The organism is Frankia nepalensis (assembly GCF_016786325.1).
Taxonomy (GTDB): Bacteria; Actinomycetota; Actinomycetes; order Frankiales; family Frankiaceae; genus Pseudofrankia; species Pseudofrankia nepalensis.
On sequence record NZ_JADWYU010000229.1, the window covers coordinates 1 to 25286 of the forward strand.

The 25286-nt window shown below is 71.6% G+C and carries 22 protein-coding genes and 1 pseudogene; 7 read left to right on the forward strand and 16 right to left on the reverse strand.

Annotated features, from left to right (window positions below; genetic code table 11):
• Window positions 1-495, forward strand: a pseudogene (locus I6A81_RS36215) (hypothetical protein); the annotation flags it as partial.
• 479 nt (window positions 496-974) lie between these two features.
• Here the strand turns inward: I6A81_RS36215 and I6A81_RS36220 are convergent.
• The 3 genes from I6A81_RS36220 to I6A81_RS36230 form a co-directional block, all read right to left on the reverse strand.
• Window positions 975-2417, reverse strand: a complete 1443-nt coding sequence (locus I6A81_RS36220; RefSeq protein WP_307875146.1) for a replication initiator — start codon at window positions 2415-2417, stop codon at window positions 975-977.
• Window positions 2418-2899: 482 nt separating this feature from the next.
• Window positions 2900-3748, reverse strand: a complete 849-nt coding sequence (locus I6A81_RS36225) for an SAM-dependent methyltransferase (RefSeq protein ID WP_238430333.1) — start codon at window positions 3746-3748, stop codon at window positions 2900-2902.
• 1268 nt (window positions 3749-5016) lie between these two features.
• Window positions 5017-5190 (reverse strand): hypothetical protein, encoded by a 174-nt coding sequence (locus I6A81_RS36230; RefSeq protein ID WP_203005986.1) that lies wholly within the window; start codon window positions 5188-5190, stop codon window positions 5017-5019.
• A 276-nt stretch (window positions 5191-5466) separates the two neighbouring features.
• Here I6A81_RS36230 and I6A81_RS36235 point away from each other — a divergent pair, with 276 nt between their 5' ends.
• Window positions 5467-6498, forward strand: coding sequence for a hypothetical protein (locus I6A81_RS36235; RefSeq protein ID WP_203005987.1), 1032 nt, complete (start codon window positions 5467-5469; stop codon window positions 6496-6498).
• A gap of 928 nt (window positions 6499-7426) precedes the next feature.
• On the opposite strand, the gene I6A81_RS36240 is transcribed toward I6A81_RS36235, so the two are convergent.
• Entirely contained in the window at window positions 7427-7828 is a 402-nt protein-coding gene (locus I6A81_RS36240; protein ID WP_307875147.1) for a hypothetical protein, read from the reverse strand.
• 728 nt (window positions 7829-8556) lie between these two features.
• On the reverse strand, window positions 8557-9183 hold the full coding sequence (locus I6A81_RS36245; protein ID WP_203005998.1) for a helix-turn-helix transcriptional regulator: 627 nt from the start codon (window positions 9181-9183) through the stop codon (window positions 8557-8559).
• A 194-nt stretch (window positions 9184-9377) separates the two neighbouring features.
• Between I6A81_RS36245 and I6A81_RS36250 the strand changes: the two genes are divergently transcribed.
• Entirely contained in the window at window positions 9378-11270 is a 1893-nt protein-coding gene (locus tag I6A81_RS36250) for an FAD-dependent oxidoreductase (protein WP_238430335.1), read from the forward strand.
• 233 nt (window positions 11271-11503) lie between these two features.
• Here I6A81_RS36250 and I6A81_RS36255 read toward each other — a convergent pair whose 3' ends face one another.
• The 3 genes from I6A81_RS36255 to I6A81_RS36265 all read right to left on the reverse strand — a co-directional run bounded on the left by I6A81_RS36255 (window position 11504) and on the right by I6A81_RS36265 (window position 13896).
• A complete protein-coding gene (locus I6A81_RS36255) occupies window positions 11504-11908 on the reverse strand; it encodes a hypothetical protein (protein ID WP_203005988.1) in 405 nt (134 codons plus the stop codon).
• A 155-nt stretch (window positions 11909-12063) separates the two neighbouring features.
• Window positions 12064-12900 carry a class I SAM-dependent methyltransferase gene (locus I6A81_RS36260; protein WP_203005989.1) on the reverse strand — a complete coding sequence of 279 codons (837 nt, stop codon included), beginning with the start codon at window positions 12898-12900 and terminating at the stop codon, window positions 12064-12066.
• Window positions 12901-13023: 123 nt separating this feature from the next.
• The gene (locus I6A81_RS36265) at window positions 13024-13896 is read right to left on the reverse strand and encodes an alpha/beta fold hydrolase (RefSeq protein ID WP_203005990.1); all 873 of its coding nucleotides are present in this window, start codon (window positions 13894-13896) and stop codon (window positions 13024-13026) included.
• Window positions 13897-13920: 24 nt separating this feature from the next.
• Between I6A81_RS36265 and I6A81_RS36270 the strand changes: the two genes are divergently transcribed.
• Complete coding sequence (locus tag I6A81_RS36270; RefSeq protein WP_203005991.1) at window positions 13921-15084, forward strand: amidohydrolase family protein; 1164 nt, start codon at window positions 13921-13923, stop codon at window positions 15082-15084.
• A gap of 110 nt (window positions 15085-15194) precedes the next feature.
• Here I6A81_RS36270 and I6A81_RS36275 read toward each other — a convergent pair whose 3' ends face one another.
• Both I6A81_RS36275 and I6A81_RS36280 read right to left on the reverse strand, forming a co-directional pair.
• On the reverse strand, window positions 15195-16121 hold the full coding sequence (locus I6A81_RS36275; RefSeq protein WP_307875148.1) for a hotdog domain-containing protein: 927 nt from the start codon (window positions 16119-16121) through the stop codon (window positions 15195-15197).
• Window positions 16118-16942: an SDR family oxidoreductase gene (locus I6A81_RS36280; RefSeq protein ID WP_203005992.1), complete on the reverse strand. Its 825-nt coding sequence runs from the start codon at window positions 16940-16942 to the stop codon at window positions 16118-16120. Before I6A81_RS36280 ends, I6A81_RS36275 begins: the two co-directional genes overlap by 4 nt.
• A gap of 242 nt (window positions 16943-17184) precedes the next feature.
• Here I6A81_RS36280 and I6A81_RS44345 point away from each other — a divergent pair, with 242 nt between their 5' ends.
• Window positions 17185-17892, forward strand: a complete 708-nt coding sequence (locus I6A81_RS44345) for a TetR/AcrR family transcriptional regulator (protein WP_307875149.1) — start codon at window positions 17185-17187, stop codon at window positions 17890-17892.
• 109 nt (window positions 17893-18001) lie between these two features.
• Here I6A81_RS44345 and I6A81_RS36290 read toward each other — a convergent pair whose 3' ends face one another.
• The 4 genes from I6A81_RS36290 to I6A81_RS36305 all read right to left on the reverse strand — a co-directional run bounded on the left by I6A81_RS36290 (window position 18002) and on the right by I6A81_RS36305 (window position 21325).
• Complete coding sequence (locus tag I6A81_RS36290) at window positions 18002-18250, reverse strand: desulfoferrodoxin (protein ID WP_203005994.1); 249 nt, start codon at window positions 18248-18250, stop codon at window positions 18002-18004.
• 178 nt (window positions 18251-18428) lie between these two features.
• Window positions 18429-19061 carry a cysteine hydrolase family protein gene (locus tag I6A81_RS36295; RefSeq protein ID WP_203010440.1) on the reverse strand — a complete coding sequence of 211 codons (633 nt, stop codon included), beginning with the start codon at window positions 19059-19061 and terminating at the stop codon, window positions 18429-18431.
• Window positions 19062-19069: 8 nt separating this feature from the next.
• The gene (locus I6A81_RS36300) at window positions 19070-19993 is read right to left on the reverse strand and encodes an SDR family NAD(P)-dependent oxidoreductase (protein WP_203007644.1); all 924 of its coding nucleotides are present in this window, start codon (window positions 19991-19993) and stop codon (window positions 19070-19072) included.
• Between the two features lie 42 nt (window positions 19994-20035).
• On the reverse strand, window positions 20036-21325 hold the full coding sequence (locus I6A81_RS36305; RefSeq protein ID WP_238431037.1) for a CaiB/BaiF CoA transferase family protein: 1290 nt from the start codon (window positions 21323-21325) through the stop codon (window positions 20036-20038).
• Between the two features lie 499 nt (window positions 21326-21824).
• Between I6A81_RS36305 and I6A81_RS36310 the strand changes: the two genes are divergently transcribed.
• The gene (locus I6A81_RS36310) at window positions 21825-23072 is read left to right on the forward strand and encodes a cytochrome P450 (protein ID WP_203007643.1); all 1248 of its coding nucleotides are present in this window, start codon (window positions 21825-21827) and stop codon (window positions 23070-23072) included.
• 17 nt (window positions 23073-23089) lie between these two features.
• Window positions 23090-23278: a ferredoxin gene (locus I6A81_RS36315; RefSeq protein ID WP_203007642.1), complete on the forward strand. Its 189-nt coding sequence runs from the start codon at window positions 23090-23092 to the stop codon at window positions 23276-23278.
• Window positions 23279-23374: 96 nt separating this feature from the next.
• Here the strand turns inward: I6A81_RS36315 and I6A81_RS36320 are convergent, their stop codons facing one another.
• Complete coding sequence (locus tag I6A81_RS36320) at window positions 23375-24547, reverse strand: ABC transporter substrate-binding protein (protein WP_307875150.1); 1173 nt, start codon at window positions 24545-24547, stop codon at window positions 23375-23377.
• Between the two features lie 28 nt (window positions 24548-24575).
• Window positions 24576-25286 (reverse strand): oligopeptide/dipeptide ABC transporter ATP-binding protein (locus I6A81_RS36325; protein ID WP_203007641.1); only part of this gene is annotated, 711 nt, incomplete at its 5' end.

Below are 25286 nucleotides of genomic sequence, written 5' to 3' on the forward strand. Positions count from 1 at the left end.
CGCCGTCTGGCCCGGCCCGACATCCTGGCCCGCCTGTCGAAGCCGGACGACTCCCGGGCGGTGGCCGCCCGGCGCAGACTCGCCGAGCTACAGGGACGGCTGTCGGGCTTCTACACGAACGCCGCCGCCGGCAGGATCAGTGCCGAGGGGCTTGCCGCGATCGAAGCCGAGCTACTCCCACAGATCACCGCCGCCCAGACCGAGGCCGACACGGTCACGGTGCCACTGTTCGTCGTCCGCCTGGTCGCCGGCCAGCCAGACGAGAAGGAGATCCGCGCCAGGGTCAAAGCGCTGCCGGTGACGACGCGGCGCACGCTGTACCGCCTGCTCTTCGAGTGGATCAAGGTCAAGCCGGCCGGGGGCAAGCGGGGAGTCGCTGGCGTCATCGACGTCACCAGGCTGGACGTGCGGTGGCGGAAGTTCCAGGCCACGACCCCCGCCGCACAGCCCACACCCGAGCCGGGGTCAGCCGGTCCGCTGACCGCGACCGCCTGACCAACCCGCCTGCCCAGTCGAGGAGCCGTCACCGAGCAGGATCACGATCCGTTCCACGGTCGCGTCATCGAGCAGGGGAGCCGCCGCGACCATCGCGTCAATCCACGCCTCAGCCGCAGCGGCAGCCGCCGCCCGACGCGCCGCCACCGAGCCACGTTCACGGCGCCCACCAGGACCAGACCGCCCCCCAGCCGAACCCCCGCCGCCCTGACCGCGCTGTGACCGGCCCCGACCCGACGAGCCCGACCGCCCATCCGACGGCGGGTCCGTTGGCGGGTCCCACCCACCCACCCCCACCGGCGGTGCCGAGGTCGCCGCGGATTCCTCCGGACCAGCAGAAACAGAAGCAGAGTCGGCACCTTCGGTGCTCACTTCTGGGGCGGCCACCGGCCCCGCCAGGTCCACACCGCCGCTCGCGCCGTCCTCGTCAAGGTCGAACAGCGCGACCTCACCGGCCAGCCGCCCCGGCCCGCGACGCCTCATGACGAGTCCCCCGCCGAGCCGTCCCCTGTCGCGGGGGCGCGGCCGCGTCCGGCGTAGCGCCACGAGCCGACCACCACGGTTGCCGGATCACCGTCGGGACGGCCGAACTCGTCCAGCGTCACCAGCTCGCCGCCGTCGACGCCGAGGGGTCGGCCCGCGACCGCCGCCGCGAACACCCGGGCATAGCGCCGCCGCACGCCGCGCAGGGTGCCGAAGGTGGTGGAGTAGGCCCGCGACTTGGTCAGCGCATGACCGCCGAACCCGTAGGCGTGCGACCAGCGGATCAGCCCCGCCACCCGGCCCGCCGGACGGCCCGCCGCCGCGTCCAACGCCGCCGTGAACACAGGATCCGAGCCGAGACGCCAGCAGGCTTCCACCAGCCGCCGCGCGTGGTCACGCAGCCCGAGCCGGGCCAGATGCCGCCGCGACCGGACCGGGGAATCCAGCGCCCCGCCGTCGGTGGTGGACTTGGTCAGGTACTTGGCGAGGTAGTTCCCGACCTTGACGGCATCCATCTCACGGCCGAGCCGGATACGACGGATATCGACCTGCCCGCCCCAGCGCACCGCCCACCCCTCGGACGACGGAGCCGCCGGCAACGCCCCGGACGCGTCGAGCCGCGCCAGCCGGGCAGGATCCGGCGCGTCGACCGCCACCGACGCGACGACCTCACGTAGGCAGTCCGCGACCAGCTCACCCGAAGCCCAGTCCGGAGCGGCGGTCAGCCCGCCCGCAGGGTCACGGCCGTCGACCCGGATCACGACATGCAGATGCACCAGGCCGCGCCGCTGGACCTCAGCGACCTTGACGAAGCTGACCCGCACCTGACGGCGAAGCGCCGCCACCGTCAGCCCAGCAGCCGCCGCCACCGCCGATTCCAACGCGTCGCGGGTGGCCTTCCACAGCGCCGAGACCAGCGCGTTCCAGACCACGGCCCTGTCGTAGTCGAAACACCGAGGGCAGATCGGCTCTCCGAGCCGCCGGTCATCCGCCGCGTGACGCAGATGGCACGACAGCGCCCGACCGTGCTGGCAGGTCCCGCGACGCTGCCGGCAGACCTGGCTATCGGCACCCTTGCCCGCCCGCCGGGAGTGCACCGCCCCGAACGACGGAGCGGTCAGCGTCACGAACCAGGCCGGACAGCCCGCTACCGACCCCGACCCCGCCCAGCCGCCGGCCGCAGCCTCCAGACCGGACACGACGATCCGCCGCGCGTCACGCTGGTAGAGCCGGGAGCAGTCCGGACACGCCGAGGCACGCCGGTTGTTACACCGCACATGCACCACGCCCGGGGCCATCGCCGGGCGGATCTCACCGGTCGCCAGGTCCACATGATCCGACCCGCCGGCAAGGCGGATCGGCCGGACACAGCCAGCAGAAGAAGAGGAAGAAGAAGGGGTTTCGGAGTCGGACGCCGAAGCGTCAAGGATCGCGGCCATCCCAGCAGCACCCGCCCAGGCAAGGCAGGCCCCGACCGCACACACCCCACACCCCACGCCCGCCGAGAAGGCAGACCGGAGCGCACAGCTCTACACGCAGGAAGAGCACACAGGAAAGAAAGAAAGGGTGGTTAAGCCGGAGCCCACACGGGACCGGAACAACGCCGAACCCCACCGGCCGCGCTGGGACATCGACCAGGGAGAACACACCGACGCCTGGTGCAGTCTGTAGCCTCCAGTAGACCGTCCCAACGGTCCTTAACTGCCGCTACCCCATTGAAAGCACCCTTGCTGCTGCCTGGGCAATCTGAGGACCCCTCATACCCGCTGGCGCACAACCAGCATACCCACCCCGGACCATCCGAAACCCCCAAACACACGAAAACGGGGACACGGACCCGTCTCCGTGCCCCCGCCGACCAGAACCACCCACAGGACCAAGGCGCGGCGGCCCCTTCTCGCGACCCACCACCGGCCGCCGCTCACACCTTGCGCGCGACCAGCCCGTAGACCCCGACCTCCGCGTCGCGGTACCCGCTGGGTCGGTCCCCTTCTGGGCGCCACCGGTGGACCGGCACCACCCCGGGTTCCTTGAGCCGCATCCCGGCCGGGACCAGCCCGGCGATCTCCGCCTTGCTCCGGACCCACAGCCCGATACCACTGCTCCGGTAGACCTCAACCGCCTGCCGTGTCTCCTCCGGAGCGAAATCGCCCGTCCCGTGACTCAGGACCAGAAAACTGCCCGGCGCGAGCGCACCGACGAGGCACCGCACGACCCCCGCCGGATCATCGGCGTCGGCCAGGAACGGCAGCACCCCGACCAGCGACAACGCCACCGGCCGCGACAGATCCACCGGCACGCGCCCAAGCCTGGCCAGGAGCTTCTCCGGTTCGCGTAGGTCAGCCTCCACATACGCCGTCCGGCCCTCCGGCGAGCTGGTCAGCAACGCGCGGGCATGCGACAACACCATGCGATCGTTGTCCACGTAGACCACCAGCGCCGTAGGACAGATCGCCTGCACGATCTCATGCACGTTCGGCGCCAACGGGAAACCCGTCCCGACCTCCACAAATTGATCCACACCGGCGAGGGCGACATGCCGCACCGCCCGATGCAGAAACCGCCGGTTCTCCCGCGCGCCGATCTCCACCGACGGCATCACGGCAAACACCTTGCCGGCCGCTTCCCGATCCGACGGAAAATTATCCTTCCCACCCAGGAAACAGGAGTACATCCGCGCCGACTGCGGCACCGACACATCCAGGCTGACCGGCGCAGGCTCCCACTCCACCGCACCGCCCGGCATCCACACGGTCGTGTTCCACGTCATGACCCGCCCCGCCCACACGCGTCGGACACCTCGACCGGCCCGGCCTCCCGCTCCGCCGCAGCCGCAGCCGCAGCCGCAGCCGCAGCCTTGTGCAGCAGAGCCACCGCGGCCTTTTCCACCGCCGAGACCGGCACCACGTAGGGGGCCCGACGCCCCACCATCGGCACCCGCAACAGCGTCGTCTCCGCGCTCACGCGACCGACCGCGCCGGAGCCAGACGCGCCAGCCAGGCAGCGATGTCCGCCCACGAAACGATCTCGTACACATGCCGAACCTGCGGCACACCCTCCCCGACCGTGACCGTCACCTCATGGGGGATCGCCGTGCGACCGCTCCCCAGCGGCGGAACCACGGCGCACATCACGACCGGCCGCCCAGGCCCCCGACCCGCCCGCAGAGCCTCACCCACGACATGAGCCAGCGCCGTACGCCCGGGAGAGACGCCCAAAGGGCAGATCGTGACACAGGTGATCGCCACCGAGCGCCCCATGCCCATAGCCGTCCGCGTCAGGTCGCTGGGCTGCGCGTCATACCACTCGACCCGACTAGCCCCACCGACCACGGCAGCCGACCGACGTCCCAACAACGTCTCCCGCCGCGTCGGCGGAACGCTCTCCGGCCGTCCGACCAGAAACCCGACCGTGTCAGCCGGAAGCCGCAACGACAGCGCCGCCACCGTCACGGCCTGCGCGCTGTCTCCCAACGACACCGAGTACTCCGCCGCCCCGTCATCCGGGCCGGACCCATCGACCAGACGCGCCACCGCCGTCATCGCCGATCACCCTCCATGATCCTTGCGTGGTAGGGGTGCCGCCCGACCCGCGCCCATCGGGGGAAAGGCGCGGGCCGGACGAGCCCAGGGGAAACGGTCCCGACCGGCCCGATCGAGGGTCAGTCCGGCCGGGACCGCCACCGACGACGATCCGGCGAACCTCTCGCCTGGCACAGACCACGTACCGGGCAGATCACGCACCACAGTCCGTGGGAAAGCCACGCGACCGGCGCGCCATTGCGCGGCAGGCCAGGCGACCAGGCCGAGGGAAGAGCGAACCCGTGGGCAGGTACCGGGGCAAGCCCGATGGGAAGCACCAGGAATGCGCAAGGGCAGATTGGCGGGCAAGTAGCGGGCAGATCACGGGGCGGGTAGCACAGTCGGGGAACTCTCTCCCGCACCGAGACGTGTCGGTGTGTACCCGGCCCTAAACGTCATGCGACGATCAGCAAGGCGAAGGCAGGAGGGGGACACCGTGCGAGAGCCGAACCACCAGCTACGCCGCGCGCGGGAACAGGTCGCCTCCCCCTATGGCACCGGGCAGCCCCTGAACCGCCAGGAACTCGCCGAACTGGTCAACGACGCCGTCTACCTGGCCACCGGGCGCGTAACCGCCGTCGACGCGCAACACATCGGCAAGTGGGAACGCGGAGTAGTTCGCTGGCCCCACGACGACTACCGCGACGCACTACGCACCGTCCTGAAGGTGGACACAGATCGTGAACTCGGGTTCCGCACCCGCCGGCCCACTCGACCCACCGCCGGAGAACTTGTCCCCCCAGGCACAGACCCGGCCCCAGCTATGTCTCCGGCCGGGGCAGAGCCAGGACCAGCGCACCGGCACGCTCGTACACTCGGACGCGAGAGGGCACTACCGGCCGATGCGGGACTAGAGCACCTTTGGACGTCTGACGGGCTCGCCGCCGCGTTCGAGAAGGTGGCACCGTTGACCAGTACGCCGCTGGAACGCCGCCGATTCCTCGCGCTGTCCGGCCTAGCGCTGGCCGCCGCCGCTCACGAATGGCTCGTCGCTGAACCCGCCCGCATCGCTGCGGCTCTGGCCGGCAAAACCGCTGACAGCGCGCTGATCGCTGATCTCGCTGACGGAGTCGACCTACTGCGCCGGCTCGACGACAAGTTGGGCGGGCAGGCCGTCCACGGCCTCGCCACCGAGCAGTTCGGGCTTGTTGTCCGCCTGCTCCAACACGCCCGCTACACCCAGGCAGACGGCCGAAGCCTCTACGCCATCGCGGCCGAACTTGCCCGTATCGCCGGCTGGACAAGCTACGACGCCGGAGACCACGGCACCGCCCAGCGCTACTATCTCGTCGGCCTACGCGCCGCCCACGAAGCCGACGCCCCCGGCATCGGCGCCAACATCCTCCGCTGCATGGCCGAGCAGGCATATACCGCCGGTGATCCGCATACGGCAGTGGACCTGCTGCGCTCCGCGCGGGCAGGGGCGCGAGGACGGCTAACCGCCACCGAAAGCGCCGTCCACGCAGGCATCCTCGCCATCGCGTACGGCCGCGCCAACGACCCCAAAGCCGCCTACGTGGCCGCCGACGAGGCACAGAAGTACATCGCTCAAGCCCGGCCCGATAATGACCCGCCTTACATCTACTGGGCTGGCCCGAACACGATCTCACTTAGCGTGGGCAGCGCCCTGTTGGCAGCAGGCCAGGCACAGGCCGCACTCCCGCATCTACAGGCTTCAGTGGACAGCACTGCACAGGACATACCGCGCGATGGTCTGGTACACCGGATGATCCTCGCGAGGGCACTCGCTAGGGCTGGCAACCCCGACCAGGCAGTTCGTCTCGTCCATGACGCGATCGACCTGTCCGCCGTCGCCGCCTCGCCATCGGTTGTCGGCTACTTCACTGAGGCGTGCGAGGAGATCCGAGCCACCGGCCATCCGGGCGTTAAGGATCTTACCGAGCACCTCGGGACGCTTACCCGACCGGAAGAAGTCTGACCAGCGCAGACGGGGAACGATGATCGCCGTCGCGAATTTTCTGTAAGGTTTCAAGGGCGGCCTTCGGCCGCCGTGGCGGGCCGCGCCGCGCGCGCCGCACACGACGCGCCGGTCGGGGCCCGTCAGCCCCGCCACGCCCCCGGGGCCCCGCCTCGCTTCGCTCGGCACCCCGGGGCGTGTCGGGTCTGCCACCCGCCCGGCGCGTCGGAGCGTCGGACGCGTCGCGTCCCGCCACCAGGAAGCCGGAGGGCCACCGCGGTCCCGATCATGAAAGCCGCGAGACATCGACGGACGCGGGCCACGCCGCGCGAGAACGGTCCAGGGCATTCCAGGGGCTCTGCCCCCGGACCCCCGGCCAGCTTCCGAAGGGGGGAGGAGCGCGAACCGTCCGCGTGTTCCCTGCGAAGGTCCGGCGCCCGGAGGGATACCGCCGGAACCCCGACCGCGCAAGACCCGCATAGCTGACGATCGGCGAGAGCGCCGACGGCGGATCTTGCACGGCCGAGAACCCGTCGGTATGGCAGAGCCCGCCGGCCCTCCGAAGGGAACACGCTCGCCCCAGCCATGAGGGCAGGAGCCCTCAGGCCCGAGGACCGGCCGGGCCGAGATGCATGGGACCGGGCCGCGCCGGACACCCCGAAAAGCCATACGCCGCAGCCATGATCGTTAATGGTCGATAGGTGGTATGGGTGCGGAGATGATGTTGCCAGTGGCCCGCTCAGGCCCGCCAGCAGGCATGATCGACGATCAGTTGATCGCCAATTCGCTAACTCTGGCAAGCATCCGCTAGCCGCAGCTAGCACCACCCGCGCGCGACGCCGGCCGAGACGACGGCGCCGGCCGGGCGTCGAGGGCCGCCCACACGACGACGGCCGGCAGTCCCCTGGACGAGCAGGGACCGCCGGCCGCCGAGGGCCGAGCCGAGACGTCAGCCGTGCCGGCCGCGCGCGCAGCCGCAGACCCGGGCCCGCTTGTCCCGGAGCATGCCCGCGAGGACCATGACCGTCTCCGGCGGGACCCGCAGCAGGACCGCGACCAACCGGGCGCCGGCCGCGACGTCGGCGGCATCCTGGATCAACTCGGCGAACGCGAGCTGATACGGAGTGATCCCACGGTCCGGCACCGCGTCGACGTCCGGCAGCCAGCCCGCCGCGTCTCCCGCCGCCGTCACCGCATCCACCCAGGCCCCGCCCGCCGAACCCGACGGCCAGTTGCCCAGCACCCCCGGAGGCAGTTCCCGGAACCGCAGCGTCACCGACTCCCGATCCTCCGAGACCAGCGCGTGATGGTCCAGGTAGATCGACGGCGGAAGCTCCGCCGCGACCGCCACCAACTCACGGCACGTCGCGCCCGACCGCAACGTCAGATCGTGCCAGCCATCCGGGCGCGCCTCATGGTGCGCAAGCTGCCAACGCGGACGCCCGCCGGAGTCGTCAAACGGCATAGTGGGCATGGGTCACCGTCCTGTCTCTGACACAGGGTTGTGATCAAGGTCCCGGTGGGTGTTACAGCACCCGCCGGGACCGCCTACCCATCAAATATAGAGCGCAGCGTTCTAGATTTCTCGCGATCGAGGGAGAAAGCCCCGCATGCCTGACGATGACCCGTTGCTCGGCTACCGCGAGATGGCCGAGCGAGCCGGCATCAAACCAGGCACGCTCAGGTCATACCGGGCCCAGGGACGACTACCCCGGCCAGACGACGAGTCCGTACCCGACCGGCCACGCTGGCGAGCGTCCACCTTCGAAGCGTGGATGGCATCAAGACCGGGCCACGGCGGACGACCGCCCAAGCCCAAACCGGACGACGGCAGCTAGACCCCGGACACGCGGACCCACCCGCTTGCCCGAGCAAGCAGCCCGCAAGCGCAGGCCACAGGCCACACACGACCCCGACGGGCCAGCCAGAAGGCCAAGCAATTTCGTAGGGACTTACGAACTCCCTCTAGAGACCGCGTTTTGACAGACAGGTCCAGGGACACGACAGACGACCACAGCAACCGGTCGTCCGCCCCGGCGGACACCTGCTGGCTGGGCCGGTGGCGTCGGTGGGGTTCGGTCATTGGTGGCCGGGGGGCGCCTGGCGGGCGCGCATGTGGAGGCGTTCGCCCTGCGGACCGAAGATGCTGAGGACCTCGACCGGGTACGGGGTCGGGTTGCCGAAGCCGTGCGGGACGTGGGTGTCGAACTCCGCCGCCTCCCCGGCGGTCAGCATGAGGTCGTGCTCGCCGAGGAGCAGGCGCAGCCGGCCGGACAGCACGTAGAGCCAGTCGTAGCCCTCGTGGACCTGCTGCTCCAGCTCGCGCCCCGGCCAGCCCGGCGGAATGATCATCTTGTAGGCGCGCAGACCGCCGGGCTGTCGGGTGAGCGGGACGAACGTCATCCCGTTCCGCTCGAACGGGCGTCCGTGGACGCGCGGGTCCGCCGTCGACGGTTGGCCGACCAGCTCGTCCAAAGGCACCTGGTGGGCCCTGGCCAGGGGAAGCAGCAGCTCCAGGGTGAGCCGCCGCTGGCCGGACTCCAGCCGCGACAACGTGCTGACCGAGATCCCGGTCGCCTTGGACAGCTGGGGCAGTGTCACACCGCGCTGCTGGCGCAGCGCCCGCAGCCGCGGCCCCACGGCCGCCAGCACGTCGTCCAGACCGGGCTCGTCGTTCACCGGGTCGTCCGTCACTGGCTTGCCCATCACTGGCTTGCCCATCACCGGGTTGTCGTTCACCTGGTCGTCGTTCACCGGGTCGTCGTTCACGGGGTCGTCCACCACCGGGCCAGTTTGCCGCTTTGGCAACGCGATTTGTCAAACTCGCCGACCAGGGTGGAAAGTCTGGCGCGCTGGGCGGAGCCCGCGAGGCCCCGTCGCAACCAAGCAGAGGAGGCGTCATGACGACCGACGAGGCGCGCGACGAGCAGGGCCCACGGACATACGACGTGGTGGTCGTCGGCGGCGGGGCCGCCGGCCTGTCCGCCGCGCTCGTGCTCGGCCGGGCGCGGCGGTCCGTGCTGGTGGTCGACTCCGGCGAGCCGCGCAACGCGCGGGCCGGGCATGTGCACAACTACCTGGGCCGCGAGGGCACGCCCCCGGCCGACCTGCTGGCCGCCGGCCGCGCCGAGGTGGCCGGCTACGGCGGCGAGTTCCTGGCCGGGACGGTGACGGCCGTCGACCGCCACGGCGACGGCGACGTCCCGGAGTTCCTGGTGATCGTCGGCGAGGAGCAGGCCGTGGTCGCGCGGCGGGTACTCGTCGCGACCGGGCTGGCCGACGAGCTCCCCCACGTGCCGGGGCTCGCCGAGGGGTGGGGCCGCGGCGTGCTGCACTGCCCCTACTGCCACGGCTGGGAGGTCCGCGACCAGCCGGTCGGCGTGCTGGCCACCGGGCCGTTCGCCGTCCACCAGGCGCTGCTGTGGCGGCAGTGGAGCGCCGACATCGTCTTCTTCCGGAACACCGTGGAGCTGACCGAGGAACAGGCCGAGCAACTCGCCGCCCGCGGGATCACGGTCGTCGACGGCGAGGTGGCCGCCGTGGAGCTGGACGCCGACGGGGCGGTCACCGGCGTCCGGCTCGCGTCTGGCCAGGTCGTGCCGCGCCGGGCGGTGACGGTCGCGGCGCGGATGGCCGCCCGTGCCGACCTGCTCGCCCCGCTGGGCCTGCGGCCCGTCGACCTGCTGCTCGGCGAGCACGTCATCGGCAGCCGGATCGAGGCCGACCCGACCGGCGCGACGTCGGTCCCCGGGGTGTTCGTCGCCGGCAACGTCGCCGACCTCCAGGCCTCCGTGCTGCCGGCGGCCGCCGCCGGCCTGACGGCGGCGGGCGCGCTCAACGCCGACCTCGTCGCCGAGGACACCCGGCTCGCGGTCGAGGCCCACCGGCGGGCGCACGTCTTCGGCCCCGACGCCTGGGACGGGCGGCACCGCGCCCGTGCCCGGTCGCACGCCGGCGACCACGGCGGCGACGAACCGAACCCGTACCTGGTCGAGGCGGCCGAGAAGCTGAAGGCTGGCACCGTGCTCGACGCCGGGGCCGGCACCGGCGCCGACGCCTGCTGGCTCGCCGCCCGCGGCTGGACGGTCACCGCCGCCGACCTGTCGCCGGCGGCGCTCGAGCTGGCCGCCGAGCGGGCCGCCCGGCTCGGCCACGACGTCACCTGGCTGCGCGCCGACCTGTCCGCCGAGCCCGCGCCCGCGACGTTCGACCTGGTCGTGGCGCACTACCTGTGCCTGCCGCCCAGGCCGCGGCGCACCCTGTTCGCGAACCTGGCCGCGGCCGTCGCCCCCGGCGGCACCCTCCTGCTCGTCGGCCACGCCCCGGACGACGGCCACGGTCACGGACAGGGCCGCGGTCACGAGATCGACCACGGTCACGAGATCGACCACGGTCACGGGAACGACCACAGTCACCAGAACGACCACGGTCACGAGAACAGCCTTGGTCACGGGAGCGGCCACACCCCTGGCGACGACCATGGTCATGGCCCGGGCCAGGGCCCCGTCACCGCTCATGGCTTCGTCGGCTACCACCCGCACGGCGAGCGCCCCGGCCCCGGCGAGCTGCCGGCTCCCAGCCGCCGCCTCGGCCACGACCTGGGCCACGAGCAGGCACCCGAGCCGCACCTGGCCGAGGTCGCCTGGTCACCGGCCGAGGCCGCCGCCGCCCTGGGCACCGGTTGGACCGTCGAGATCGCCGAGACCCGCGCCCGCCCCATCCCCCACGACGGTCACTCGGCGCTCGACTCGGTCCTGCGCGCCCGCCGCGACAGCCCGGCCGACGAGTCGTAGATCCAGGTTCGGGCCGCTGCCGCGAACGCGTCCTGTCATCCCCTATGGCAAATCCTGTCATCCCCAGTGGGGCTGGACCGGGCCCGGTTCACCCCACTGGGGATGACAGGACGGCGCGATCAACCGGACGGAGTCCCGGCGCGTTCCGCGTTCTGGGTCGCTGGAGCCGGATCGCCGGCAGGCGGCGGGGCGGCCCGGCCGTCAGCGGCTGACAGCGCGCCGAGCGGGACGCGTCATTGGCAGATCCGCTTCCAGGTGGTGGCGCCGGGCCGCAGGGTGAAGGTCACGCGATGCCCGGCGTCGTCCGTGAAGACGACCTCCGTCTTGCTCACCGGCGTCAGGGTGCCCCGCTGGGACGGGTTACCCCAGCCGGCCGGCGGGTTGAAGCTGCCGTCGTGCAGCGGCGGGACCAGCTCGTAGTAGCGGTCCTCATAGCGTGCCTCGCTGATCCCGCAGTGCGTGTAGAGGTCATAAGGCACGCTCGGCCCCAGCCGCTCCGGCGCCGTGGACCCCGGCTCGACGGGCGCCGGCTCTGTCCGCGGCGAGGACCCGCACCCACCAAGCCCTACGGCGAGGCAGACAGCGATGACGGCGACCGCGCTGGCCGTCCGCGTCCGCGTCGAGACGAAGGTATGCATCTGTTCTCCGCCGGCGTCGAATGGAGAATGACGTCCGTTTCGACGCGGCGCGCGCGATCTCGGTTCCACGGTTCCCGTGAAATCGGTCGGGAAAGCCATGCCACCATCGCCGCCACCATGATCGACGATTCCGCGAGACCGCGGCACCATCCGGATCAGGCGGCGGCGGTGGTCAGTGTCGCGGTCACGGCGATCGTCGTGTAACGCATCGTGAAGCCGCCGCCCACCGCGTCGAGGGCGGCGCCGACCTGCGCGAGCAGCGTCGCCAGGGTCGTCGGCGCGAGCCGGCGGTGGTCGCTGTGCGTGGGTAGTTCGTCGAGCCACTCGTCGCGGGTGTACGGCCGGTCCCAGGCGAAACGCCAGCATTCCGGTTCGCCTAACGCGCCCGCCCGCCGGATGCCGTCAGCCGCCCGGGCCGCGTCCGAGACGTACTCCGAGTCGTCGGGCTCCACCTGGTTGCGGGCGGGCGGGTCGGGCGCCAGCCGGCGGTAGACCGCGGCGATGGCCTCGGCCACCTCGGGGGACGCGTGGCCCATGTTCCAGAACACGGCCAGCCGGCCGCCGGGCCGGAGCACCTGGGCCGCCCTGACGGCCCCCGCGACCGGTTCCACCCAGTGCCAGGCCTCCCCCGCGACGACCGCGTCGAAGGACCGGCCCGCGGCGTCCCAGGTCTCGAACGCCCCCACCTCGACGTCGATGCCGTGCCGCCGCGCCAGCTCGGCCATCCGCGGGTCGATCTCGACTCCGAGCACACGGCAGCCCGCGGCGAGGAACCGTCGGGCGGCGATCCCGGTGCCGCAGCCGACGTCGAGGACGTCCCGGCCAGGGCTGGCCTCGAGAATCCGATCCACCAGCGCCTCGGGGTAGCTCGGCCGGGCCCGGTCGTAGCGTTCGGCGTCGACCCCGAAGGATTCCGCCCGCTGACGATCCCGATGAATCCACCGCCGGGACGCGTCGTGCTCAGCCGGATGATCGGGCAGCGGCGCGGTCATGCTCCGACCATAGATTCCGGACCACCCCGACCGGGTGGGACTGTCTCCGCGCGAGACGGGGAAGGTCCCGCCCGGCCAGGGACTCATGGGTGTCGTACCCCGCGAGGAGGGTGGAGCGGCGGGTCAGGCGATCTTTTCGCGGTACCAGTCGAGGAGTTGGGGCGCGAGCAGCGGCCAGCGGGCGAACAGGCCCTGCTTGGCCGCCTCAGGGGTGTGGCGGTCGGCCCACTCGGTGTCGGGCCACGGCGGTTCGCGCAGGACGGCGTTCGGGAGGGCGGCGGCGATCTTCTCCGAGGTCTCGCGGCGGTGGTGGATGTCGCTCTCGCCGCTGCGGAACACGAACGTCGGCAGGTCGAGCTTGGCGGCGGCCTCGTCGGACAGCCCGGGGACGAGCGTGGCGTCGTCCGTGACGCAGTAGACCGACATCCAGCGTTCCATGGTCGCCAGGAACGTGTCGCGGTCCTGGTCGAGGATGCGCTGTCGGTTGGCGGGGTTGCGCTCGATGACCTCGGCCCACTCGGGCAGCGCGGCGACCGCCGCCATGCCGCCGTTCCAGGCCGCGTTGAACGAGCCGCCGCCGTAGTGCATGCCGATGCTCATGAGCCCGTAGACGCCACCGCTGATCCACCAGATCGCCAGGCCCGCGGCGATGTCGCGGTGGCGCGCGGCCGTCAGCATCGACACCCGGGAGCCGCCGGAGCCGCCGGCGATGATGGTCGGCCCGAGGTCCAGGTGCCGGATGAGGCCGCCCAGGGCGTCGGCCTGCATCTCCGACTCGGAGGCGCCGGTGAAGCAGACGTCGGAGGCGCCGGTGTTGGGCCGGTCCCAGATGAGCGCCTTACCACCGCTGCCCTCGGCGAGCGCGGCGGCGAGCTCGCGGATGCCAGGCGTGTCCTTGCTGAAGCGGCCACCGGGGGTGATCGCCCAGGACTGCCCGTCGCCGTCGCCGATCAACTCATAGGAGATCAATAAACCATCTACAGTTGCGTGCGCCATGAGACGAATCTAACATCGACGTCTATGTCAAAGAATGGCTTATTCATCGTCGACGCCGACTCCCACTGGTCCGAGCCCGCCGATCTCTTCACCAAGCGGGCTCCCGCCGCGTACAAGGACCGTGTACCCCAGGTAGGCGTCGTCGATGGCGTTCCGACATGGATCTTCGACGGCGAGCCCGTCGGCCGGTTCACCCCCGGCGCCGTGATCCACCGGGACGGCCACAAGGGAGCAGCCGACGAGGCGCTGCACACCTGGACCCACGACCAGGTCCACGTGGGCGCCTACGACCCCGTCGCCCGGCTCGCGGTCCTCGACGAGTTCGGCATCGACGCGCAGATCATCTTCCCGAGCACGATCGGCCTCGGCGGCCAGGGCCTGGGGCTCTCCAAGGACCCGGCGCTCACCCGCCTGGCGATCGAGATCTACAACGACGGCATGCTCGAGATCCAGAGCGACTCGAACAACCGCCTGCTGCCGCTGCCGCTCATGCCCGCGTGGGACATCGACGCGTGCGTCGCCGAGGCCAAGCGTGTCGGCGCGCTCGGCGCCCGCGGCGTGAACATGACCTCCGACCCGGATGACCTGGGCGCGCCGGACCTGGCGAACAGGGCCTGGGACCCGTTCTGGGAGGTCGTCGCCGACCTGAAGCTGCCGGTGCACTTCCACATCGGCGCGAGCATCACCGGCATGACGTTCTACGGGAAGTACCCGTGGGCGTCGCACCCGATGAACACCCAGCTCGCCATCGGCGGCACGCTGCTGTTCATCGGCAACGCCCGTGTGGTGACGAACCTGATTCTGTCCGGCATCTTCGACCGACACCCGGACCTGAAGACCGTCTCGGTGGAGAGCGGCGTCGGCTGGATCCCCTTCATCCTCGAGACGCTCGACTACGAGATGTCCGAGAACGCCCCGCCCGAGCTCGCGGCGATGAACAAGATGCCGTCGGAGTACTTCAAGAGCAACATCTACGCGACGTTCTGGTTCGAGAAGAACCAGGGCAAGCTGCCCGCGCTCATCGAGGCCGTCGGCGAGGACAACATCCTGTTCGAGACCGACTTCCCGCACCCGACCTGCCTCTACCCGAACCCGCTCGAGACGGTCGAGGACAAGATGGCGACCATCTCCCCGGAGGCCCGCGCCAAGATCCTGGGTGAGAACGCCAGAAAGCTCTACCGCCTGTAGGAGCACGACCGGTCGCGCGCACGCAGCCCAGCAGGGACCGACGCCCGAGACCGAGGCGCCCGAGACTCAGGTGCCGGGGCAGCAGTCTACCCCGACACCTGAGTGGGTGCTCACCTACTTGCCGCGCGCGGGAAGCTCCGGGCGACCGCGTGCACGGCGAGCCTGTCGCCCGCGCCCGCGTCGCGGACCTCGACGACGGTCATCGCGCCCTGTGCCCGCGCTGTCGCGACCGCCGGGCCCACCCGCACCGGCCGCAGGTAGCGCAGCAGCAGCGAGGCCAGCGGTACGCCCGGCGCGAGCGAAAGGGCCGCTTCCTCCACGGCCAGCGCGAGCAGCCCGCCGTTGACCGTGTTCGACGAGTTCAGGCCGTTCGCCATCCGCGGCACGGACGCCACCCCCGGCCCGACGGTCACGCACCGCCCGTGCTCGGCGAGCGACCCGGTCAGCGGCGGCCGCTCCGTCGGCCGCCCGCCTGGCTCGGTCTCCCACTTCACCGGCGGCATGACCAGCGACGGGTCGCCCGCGGCCATGAAAGCGGCCGTCGCGACGGCGACCGGGCGACCCGCGTCGTCGGTGAAGTCCACCGAGATCACCACGACCGAGCGGCCCGTCTTGACCACCCGGCCGACCGCGTCGATCCGGCTGGTCGGCCCCGGCGGGGCGCACAGCTGCAGGTCGAGGTCGAGGGTCACCGGCACCCGCGGGGTGAGCTCCCCCACCGCGAGGCGGCCACCGATCACGTCCGCCCAGACCACCAGCGGTGTCGCGAGCACGCTCGTCGTCCCCGGCACACACATCCCGGGGACGACCGGCGCCGAACCGGCGAGCCCGCCGTCGGACTTGCGGGTCGGCATCGCGATCGCCGCGAAGACGTGCTCCTCGGGCCGGACATGCCGGACCCGGCGCGCCCCCGGGATGCCCGGCACCTCGACCGCCTCGACCGGTCCGTAGACCTCGGGCACGCCGAGGTCCACCGACGAGGCCGCCGACGGATCAGCGAGGCCGTCGGCCTCGCTGATCTCACGAGAGGCGGTCACTTACCGAGCAGGAAGCGGACAGCCGGGGTGTCCGCCGGGAAGACCTCGGTGTTCCCCGCGGCGAAGTGCCCGGCATCGGTGATCAGCGTGATGCCACTGATCCCGGCCGCGGCGTCACTGCACAGGAACACCAGCGGGTAGCCCTGCTCGAGCGGCGTGGCCGCCTCGATGCCGACCTCGGCCCGGTAGCCGGCGCCGAAACCGAGCCAGGTCTCGGAGTGCGCCCGTGCCAGCGGCGTGTCCGTCGGCCCGGGGCAGATCGCGTTGATCCGGATGCCACGTGTCAGCAGTGGCATCGCCTGGGTCGCGACATAGGCACACACCGCCTGCTTGCTCCACATGTACGTCGCGTTGTTGTGCTCCAGCGCCCAGGCCGACGCCTCGTCGATATCGGAGATCGCCAGGTACTCCCGCAGCGCCGGCAGGTTCTTCTCCCAACCAAGCCCCGCGGCCGACGAGATGAACCCGATGGCCGAGCCGCGCGGCAGGGCATCGGCGGCGAGCAGCTTCTCCAGCAGGTAACGGTGGCCGAGGAAGTTGACCTTCTCGATGCCCGGGTCCCCGTCCGCGACGCCGGCGCAGCACAGGACGGCGTGCACCGGGCCACCGACCGCCTCGAGGGCGGCGTCGATCGACGCGGTGTCGCGCAGGTCGACGTGGGTTCCCTTGACCCCGGGCACGGTGATCTCGGCGATGTCCAGGACGACGACCTCGGCGCCCGCCGCGACGGCGATCTGGGCGGCCGCGGCGCCCATGCCGGTCGCTCCCCCGACCACCAGCACCCGCTTGCCGTCGTATCGGAACGCGTCGAACAGCGACATATTGCTCTCCCTGATGTAGTTGGCCGGCCACGATGGCAAGACCGGGCGCCTACGCGCGGCGCGCTTCCGGGGGCCAATCACTCCCATGGCCTCCGTGGACGGTGACGCCGCACCCGCCCGTGATCCGCCGGACGAGACCGGCACACTGGAGCAATTTTAATGTCGACGTCAATGACAATCCACCGGTAGACTTACCTCACAATCGTCGACGCGGCACGGGAGGACATTCGTGGGGGCCAGCCGTGACATCCACGGATAACATCTCCTCGCCGGCACCCGTCCCTCCGGCCGCGCCGGAGGGACGAGAGAAGGCAAGCGGCCCGCGCTCCCGCAAGGGGATGGCGACCAGGGCCCGGCTGGTGACGGCGGCGAAGGCGGTCTTTGAGGACGCGGGATTCCTCGACGCCCGGATCTCAGACATCGCGGAACGCGCCGGGCTGTCGCACGGGTCGTTCTACCACTACTTCGACTCCAAGGAGCAGGTCTTCCGGGAAGTCGCCAAGGCGATCGGGAGCCTGCTGCAGGAGCCGCTGTACACCACGATCTTCAACCCGGCGTCGACCGCCACCCCGGCCGAACGGATCCGGCAGGGCAGCCGCGCGTTCCTGGAAAGCTACCGGGCCGAGGCACGCATCATCGGCGTCATCGAGATGGTGTCGCGGTATGATCCCGAGCTCACCAGCACTCGATTCGAGTACCACCAAGCCGAACGCGTCCGTGCCATCAAGGCGGTTCAGCAGTTGCAGCACCGCGGTTGGATGGACTCGAGCGTGCATCCAGATGTCGCGCTCGCCGCGCTTAGCGCGATGATGAACCGCTTCGCGGAGATGTGGTTCGTGCAGAAGCTGTTCGACCTCGATTTCGACGAGGGTGTGGAACAGCTGACGAAGCTTTCTCTGAACGCCCTGCGACTGGCCGACGACCCGGCCAGCCGAGTCGTCTTCGGCTGAGGAAACAAACAGGCCCGCAGCCGGCGCCGCGGGCCTGTTTCGCCCGGCGAGACGCCCAGCCGGCGCGGTGACCCGCCGGCTGGGAATCGTCGTCGCGGTCGCGAGGCGGTCAGTCCGAGGACGGCAGCGGCTTGGCCTGCGCCAGCGCCATCGCCTCGCCGTGGCACACCGGCTCCGCGGCGCCCGCCTTCGCGACGAGCACCTGCGCCTCGCACACCCCGCAGGTGTACCGCTTGCCCAACGCGGCCGGCCCGCCCGGACGCAGCTCGAGGCTCGACTCGGCCGCCACCTTGACGACGACCGCCTCCACGCCGGTCGCGTCGTCCCGCAGCCGGGCGCCAGCCTTCAGCGCTGCCATGTCGCCGTCCTCCGTCCGTAGGTGGTCCCACGCGGCGCGTGGAGACCTCAGGCTAGTGGGTTTCGACTCCGACCTCAACATTAAGAACCGTCAGGCGCAACCGATGCCCGACCCCCGCCCACCAGGCAGGACGCGGGCCCGCCGGCCGACGAGAGCCGGCTGGGGCCGACAAGGACCGTCAGCCGGTGTGCTTCTCCCAGACGGCGAGGACGTCGTCCGTCGTCACGATAGTCGCGCACAGGGACAACGAGTTGCGGATCAGGACGTCGGTGTACTCCAGCGGCACGCCCGCGATCGCGTCCCGCGGCACGACGACCTGGTAGCCGAGGTTGACCGCGTCGAAGACCGCCGACGGGATGGCGACGTTCGCCGACACCCCGACGATGACGACGGTCCGCGCGCCGAGGTTGGTCAGCAGCGCGTCGACGTCCGTGCCCGCGATCGGCGAGACGCCGTGCAGCCGGACCGAGACCAGGTCCGAGGGCTCCCGCCCGATCTCGTCGATGACCTCGACCGCCGCGGTACCCAGCAGTTGCTGGACCGGTGATCGGTCGAGGCCGTGGAAGAGCCGGGCGTTGCTGTTGGCGCCGCGGCCGTCCGGACGGCGCGCGGCGATCGCGTGCAGCACGCCGGCGCCCGCCGCGCGGGCGCCGGCGGCGAGCCGGCCGACGTTGGCGATCATTCCGGACGCGCGCGCCGCCTCCGCCAGCGCCGGCAGCGAGCTGGGCGTGCCGATGACCCCGTTCTGGCACTCCTGGGTGAGCAGGACGGTGTGCGCCGGCTGGAGGACCTCCGCGAGGTCGAGGGCCATGACGGGACCTAGCTCTGGGCGAACTTGAGGCCGGGACCGCGGGTCTCGAAGACGTCCTGGGCGAGCAGGTCGCCGAGCTTGGTCGCGTCCCAGCGCTTGTTGCCCGAAGAGATCGTCCTGCGCTCGGTCCAGCCGCGCATCCAGATGAGCCGGTCATGGACCACCCGGATGACCTGGCCGGTCACGTGGTCGGCCTCGTCGCTGGCGAGCCAGGCGACCAGCGGGGAGCTGTTCGACGGGTCCATCGGGTGGAACTCGCCCTCGGGGACCTCGTCCGGCTCGAACGCCTCACCCATGCCGGGGATGGTGGCGGTGATCCGGGTGAGGCCCGCCGGGCCGACGGCGTTCACCGTGACCCCGGTGCGCAGCAGCTCCAGCGCGAGCGTCTGGGTGAGTCCGACGATCGCGGCCTTGGCCGCGGCGTAGCTGGACTGGCCGAAGTTGCCGCCGAGGCCGGCGCCGGAGGTGGTGTTGATGATCCGGCCGGGAACCTTGCCGCCGGCGGTCTTTGCCGCGGCCCGCCAGTACTTGGCGGCATGGTGGCAGGTCGCCCAGGTGCCGCGCAGGTGCACGCGGATGACCGCGTCGAAATCCTCCGGCGGCATGTTCCAGATCACCGCGTCACGCACGATGCCGGCGTTGTTCACCAGGATGTCGAGCTTGCCGAACGCGTCGACGGCTCGCCCGATCAGCTCGCCGCACTGCTCGAAGTCGCCGACGTCGGAGTAGTCGGCGACGGCGGTGCCGCCACGCTTCTCGATCAGCGCCACGGTCTCGTCGGCGGCCCGGCCCGCGCCCTCGCCGCGCACGGACCCCCCGAGGTCGTTGACGACGACCTTCGCGCCCTGCTTGGCCAGTTCCAGGGCGTGGCCACGGCCGATGCCGTGCCCGGCACCGGTGACGATCGCGACCTTGCCGTCGAGCAACCCCATCGCCGCTTCCCTCCGTCCAGTGATCTAATTATGTATAAAATATCATGCCTGACCGTCGGCTGCCTCGGCCTTGCCGAAGGCGCCGGCCGCGCGCAGGAGGGCGACCTTCGCCTCGTCGTAGCCGAGGACGCCGGCCAGCACCTCGGCCGAGTGCTCTCCGGGCTTTGGCGCGGGCCGTTCCGGCTCCGGGTTGCGCCCGTCGAAGCGCACCGGGAACGGCAGTTCGTCGATGCCGAACTTCTCCGCCGGCAGCCAGGGCAGCCGGTCGGCGAACTGCGGGTCGTCCACGATCGACTTCGGGGTGTTCACCGGCGCGATCGTGGTGTTGTGCTCGCCGGAGAACTTCACCCACTCGGCGGTGGTCCTGGTGGCGAAGATCTTCGTCAGCTCGACGCGGGTCTCGACGTCACCGCGGGCGTGGTCGGCGAACTCGGCGCCCGGGCGGCGCTCGTAGAGGTCCAGCCGGCCGACGCCCTCGCAAAAGTTCCGCCAGAACTTGCGCTCCGAGGCCATGAACAGGATGTGGCCGTCGGCCGACCGGTAGATCTGGTAACGCACCCCGTCCTCCATGCCGGCGGTTCCCGGGGTGCGTCGCTCGTAGTTGTCGACCGGGTTGCCCGTCACCTCGTCCTCGGGCCGCTCGTAGGCGCGCCAGCTCTCGCTGCGCAGCCAGTCCATCGCGGCGGCGGCGTCGGCCTGGCCGACCTCGACGTGCGAGCCCCGGCCGGTCTCGCGGGCGGACAGCACGGCGGCGACGAGCCCGAGCGCGCCGAACAGCGGGCCGGCGTGGATGCCGATCGAGGCGTGCTCGGGCAGGTAGGTGAAGCCGTCCTCGTTGACGGCGGGGTTCACCACGCCCGCCCAGGTGTCGTAGGCGATGCCGTGGCTCGGCAGGTCCCGGTACGGGCCGGACGCGCCGTAGCCGGAGATCGAGCACATCACGATCTTCGGGTTGAGCTCGCGCAGCGCCGCGAAGCCGAGCCCCCGCCGGTCCAGCGCCCCCGGCCGCATCGCCTCCACGACCGCGTCCGCGCCGCGCACCAGGTCCTTGAAGACCTCCACGCCGGCCTCGGTGCGCAGGTCGAGCTCGATCGAGCGCTTGCCCCGCGAGATGTGCCAGTGCAGCAGCGACACGCCCTCGACGAACGGCCAGACCATCTTGCGGACGTACTCGCCGCCCGGCGGCTCCACCTTGATGACATCCGCGCCAAGGTCGGCCAGGTGGGTCGTCAACGCGCCAGGCCCGAGCATGGACACATCGACAATGCGCACTCCGGCCAGCGGGGCGGTGGAGGCGGGCACCCCGCCCGCGCCCGCGGTCGCGTCTGTCATCGCGGCACCTCGTTCCTCAGCGTCGATCTTCGTCAGCGCGATCTTCGTCAGCGTCGGTCCTGGTCGGCGTCGGTCGCCGTCAGGGGCGGCATTGGTCACCGCCAGGCGGCCCATCGACGTCACCCGACGCCGGCGACGCCAGCCCGCCGTCATCCATCGATCAGTACGCCATCCGCGCGCGTCCCAAGCAAGCGATAGGTAGGCAGTCCTCGTCGCCGAGCGGCCCGCCGATTGCATATCTTATACATAATCTGCCCGCGCAATCCACCGTTCCCGCTGGTCCGCGCCCGAGCGACGCTCCGCGGCGGCTGGCGGCCGACCCGCGGGTTCCACGGGTCGGCGCGCGGTCACCCCCACAGCCCGGCCACAGACCCGCCAGGGCACGTGCCGGGTACTGCGGGCGGCGCCCGCCCGACCCCTCCAGAACGTGCCGTCCCCGAGGGGCGCCGTGCTAGCGTTTCGCGTGATCCAGCTCGGGGTTCGCGGGTGGAGGTCGGCGATGCCAGATCCTGTTGCGACCGCGGACCGGCGCCGGGACGGCAGGGCTCTCGGCTGCCCGGTCGCGAGCCTCGCCCACGAGAGCGCCGAGCGGCCGGCCTTACAGGGGTTCCGCGAGTTCGACGCGCTGCGCGAGCGGGGCCCGCTGCACTACGTGAACGCCGGCCGCGGGAACTACGTGGTGGTGGGCTACGAGGAGGCCCTCGCGGTCGCGCAGGACTGGCGGAGGTTCCCGCAGTCCCGGTATCTGTTCGGGGTGAACGGCGAGCCGGGTGACGTCGTCCTCATTCCCGAGAGCCTCGACGGCCCGCCGCACACGGCGTGGCGGCGCCTGCTCGCGCCCTACTGGTCGCCCGCGGCCGTCGGGCCCTGGGAACCGGCGATACGCAGGCACGCGGTCGACATCATCAGCGCGTTCAAGGCGAAGGGCGGGTGCGATCTCGTCACCGAGTTCGCGCTGCGGTTCCCGCCGACGGTCTTCCTGGAAATCATGGGGCTGCCGGTCGCCGATCTCGACCGGATGCTGGTCTGGAAGGAACACCTGCTGCACCCGGACACCACCGACCCCGCGGCGGCGAAGGCGAACCTGGACGCCTCCCTGGAGGCGATCATCGGCTACTTCCTCGCGGCGATGGCGGCACGCCGCGCGACGGCGCCCGAGGACCGCCCCCCGGGCCTCGTCACCGAGGCGCTGACCTGGGAGCTCGACGGCGAGCCGGTCAGCGACGCCGACCTGCTCTCCTTCTACATGCTGATGTTCCTCGCCGGTCTGGACACCGTCACCGCGGAACTCGGCTACGGGTTCCTGCACCTGGCGACGCACCCGGAGGACCGGCGCCGGATCGCGGCGGACCCGGCGGTCGTGCCGAAGGCGGTCGAGGAACTGCTGCGCGCCTATCCGATCGTCAACGTCATGCGGGACGCGGCCGAGGACACCGAGATCAACGGTTGCCCGGTCTACCAGGGCGACACCCTGACGGTCTCGCTGCCGGCGGCGGGCCGCGACGGCTCGATGTACCCGAACGCCACCGAGGTCGACTTCGACCGGGAGCGGACGACGCACCTCACCTTCGGCGCCGGTCCGCACCGCTGCCTCGGCTCGCACCTGGCCCGCCTCGAGCTCCGGGTCGCGTACGAGGAATGGCACCGGCTCATCCCGGAGTACGAGCTCGACGCCGCGTTCTCGCCGGTCGAGGCGTCCGGCCTGATGTTCACGCTGAACACCCTGCGGCTGCGCTGGCCGGCCTGACCCGGGCGGGAGAACGGATGAAGGTCGTCGTCGACGGCGCGCGGTGTACGGGCCACGCGCAGTGCAACGTCGCCGCCCCCGAGGTGTTCACCCTGGACGACCTCGGCTACGCCCTGCCCGGCGAGATCGCCGTGAGCCACGACACCGAGCCGGCGGCCCGCCGGGGCGCCCTCGCCTGCCCGGAACGCGCCATCACGGTCGAATAGCTCCCACCGGCGACTCGACCCGACGACCTCGGGAACGGGCGGTGGCCGCGTGGGACGAAGGCACGTGCGCGGAAGCGAATCGGGCGGGCGCGCAGGCTATTCCTGGACGGAGCGGCCGTCCCGCCAGCGGCGCAGGACCAGGTAGTGGCCATGCAGCGCGCCGCGGTCGTGGTGGCCGAAGGCGAGCTGGGTGCCCTCCCGCCCTTCGGCGGCGGGGATCCACTTGATCTGCTCCAGGCCTTCGCGGACGCCGGCGCGGGTGAGCTCGGTCGCCCGTGCCAGGCCCTCGGCGGCGAGGCGGCCGAGGTCGTAGCCCTTGGCCGCGGCCAACGACCGCTCGGGTGCCACGCCGAGGCGCTGGCGGAAGGCGGCCAGCGTCGTGTTGTCGTCGGAGTGCATGTCGACGTAGACCCAGCCGTCGATGGCCCTGCCATGCTCGGGCTGGTAGCCGAACATGCCGGCGGAGTTCATCGCGCGCGGCCCGTCCCAGCCGGCGTCCGCGGCGGCGCGCGCCACCTTGGCGCCGGAGGCGCCGAGCCCCAGGTAGACGAGCGCGTCGACGCCGGTGCCGAGCACGAGGGCTACCTCGTCCTCCGCGTCCTCGGCGAGTGGCGGCAGGCCCGCGGTGGCGGTGACGGCGAGACCCAGCAACTCGGCCTCGGCCGTCAGGAAGCGCAGGTAACGCCGGCCGATCGGCGAGCGGTCGTAGACGACGCCGACGCGGCGGGCGCCGGTCGCGGCCAGGTGCCGGGCGAGCAGGACGCCCTCGTCCTCGTGCGAGCCGACCTGGAGGTGGAACATCCAGTCGCCGCGGGCCCGCTCCGTGCCGGCCCAGTTGATGGTCGGCACCTGGTAGCGCTCGGCGAGCGGGGTCGCGACCAGCGCGTTGTCGCCGATCGCCGGGCCGACGACCAGCAGCACGTCGGAGTCGACGAGCCGGGCGAAGGCGCGCTCGACGGCTGCCGCCGTGCCGGACGGCAGGCCGAGGCCGTGGGAGTGGACGATCTCCACCTCCCGGTCGAGGCGACCGGCGGCCAGGTACTCGTCGGCGACCAGGCGCAGCCAGCTCGGCATGTCGGTCGGGCTGGGCGGCCCCGGGGTTCCTGCCGGATCGGCGGAGCCGATCTGGGAGGTTCGCGCCAGGTCGTCCAGGAACCCCACCCGCAGCGGCGCCGCCATCGTTCTCCTCGTCGTCGTGACGCCCTCGGCCCGGCTCGCGGGCACGGCCCCGGCGCGCCGGGGCACCAGCGCGCTTCGGCCAGCTCCCACTCAGGCCAGTTTCTGCTCCGTGTTGTCGTCAGTCGGCTCCGGTGGCCCTGGGCTCGGCGGTCTTCTCGCCGTCTCCCTTGGTCAGGACGGACTTCGCCGGGGCCTGGACGGGCCTGCCTGCGCCGTCCGCGGCCGAGACCGCCGGGGCGGCGGCCGCGGCGGCCTGGGTCTCGGTGGTGACGATGCTGTCGGTGACGAGGGGATAGTGGCAGGCGGCGTACTGGCCTGGGCGGACCTCGCGGGTCTGGGGTTCCTCGTCGGCGCACTTGGGGGTGGCGAGTGGGCAGCGGGTGCGGAACCGGCAGCCGGTCGGCGGGGCCAGCGGGGAGGGCAGGTCGCCCTGGATGGCCGGGCCGTGGAAGGGGTTGTCCGGGTCGGCGCGCGGGACGGAGTCGAGCAGGGCCCGGGTGTAGGGGTGCGCCGGGTTGTCGTAGACGAGGTCGGCGTCGCCGAACTCGCAGACCTTGCCCAGGTACATCACCAGCACGTTGTCGCTGACCGCCCGGACGACGCCGAGGTCGTGGGCGATGAACACGACGGTGAGGTGGTACTCGGCCTTCAGTTCCTCGATGAGGTTGAGGATCTGGGCCTGTACCGACACGTCGAGGGCGCTGACCGGTTCGTCGCAGATGAGCAGCTGGGGTTTGAGGGCGAGTGCCCGGCCGATGGCGACCCGCTGGGCCTGGCCGCCGGAGAGCTGGCGGGGCAGCAGGTCACCGAACCGCTCACCGCCGAGGCC

Coding starts and splice junctions, on each gene's coding strand:
- I6A81_RS36220 (WP_307875146.1), bottom strand. CDS start 2,417: ATGGCCGCGATCCTTGACGCTTCGGCGTCCGACTCCGAAACCCCTTCT.
- I6A81_RS36270 (WP_203005991.1), top strand. CDS start 13,921: ATGTCAAAGAATGGCTTATTCATCGTCGACGCCGACTCCCACTGGTCC.
- I6A81_RS36305 (WP_238431037.1), bottom strand. CDS start 21,325: ATGACAGACGCGACCGCGGGCGCGGGCGGGGTGCCCGCCTCCACCGCC.
- I6A81_RS36310 (WP_203007643.1), top strand. CDS start 21,825: ATGCCAGATCCTGTTGCGACCGCGGACCGGCGCCGGGACGGCAGGGCT.
- I6A81_RS36290 (WP_203005994.1), bottom strand. CDS start 18,250: ATGGCAGCGCTGAAGGCTGGCGCCCGGCTGCGGGACGACGCGACCGGC.
- I6A81_RS36255 (WP_203005988.1), bottom strand. CDS start 11,908: ATGCATACCTTCGTCTCGACGCGGACGCGGACGGCCAGCGCGGTCGCC.
- I6A81_RS36250 (WP_238430335.1), top strand. CDS start 9,378: ATGACGACCGACGAGGCGCGCGACGAGCAGGGCCCACGGACATACGAC.
- I6A81_RS36245 (WP_203005998.1), bottom strand. CDS start 9,183: ATGGGCAAGCCAGTGACGGACGACCCGGTGAACGACGAGCCCGGTCTG.
- I6A81_RS36280 (WP_203005992.1), bottom strand. CDS start 16,942: ATGTCGCTGTTCGACGCGTTCCGATACGACGGCAAGCGGGTGCTGGTG.
- I6A81_RS36300 (WP_203007644.1), bottom strand. CDS start 19,993: ATGGGGTTGCTCGACGGCAAGGTCGCGATCGTCACCGGTGCCGGGCAC.
- I6A81_RS36315 (WP_203007642.1), top strand. CDS start 23,090: ATGAAGGTCGTCGTCGACGGCGCGCGGTGTACGGGCCACGCGCAGTGC.
- I6A81_RS36295 (WP_203010440.1), bottom strand. CDS start 19,061: ATGGCCCTCGACCTCGCGGAGGTCCTCCAGCCGGCGCACACCGTCCTG.
- I6A81_RS36265 (WP_203005990.1), bottom strand. CDS start 13,896: ATGGCGCACGCAACTGTAGATGGTTTATTGATCTCCTATGAGTTGATC.
- I6A81_RS36225 (WP_238430333.1), bottom strand. CDS start 3,748: ATGACGTGGAACACGACCGTGTGGATGCCGGGCGGTGCGGTGGAGTGG.
- I6A81_RS36260 (WP_203005989.1), bottom strand. CDS start 12,900: ATGACCGCGCCGCTGCCCGATCATCCGGCTGAGCACGACGCGTCCCGG.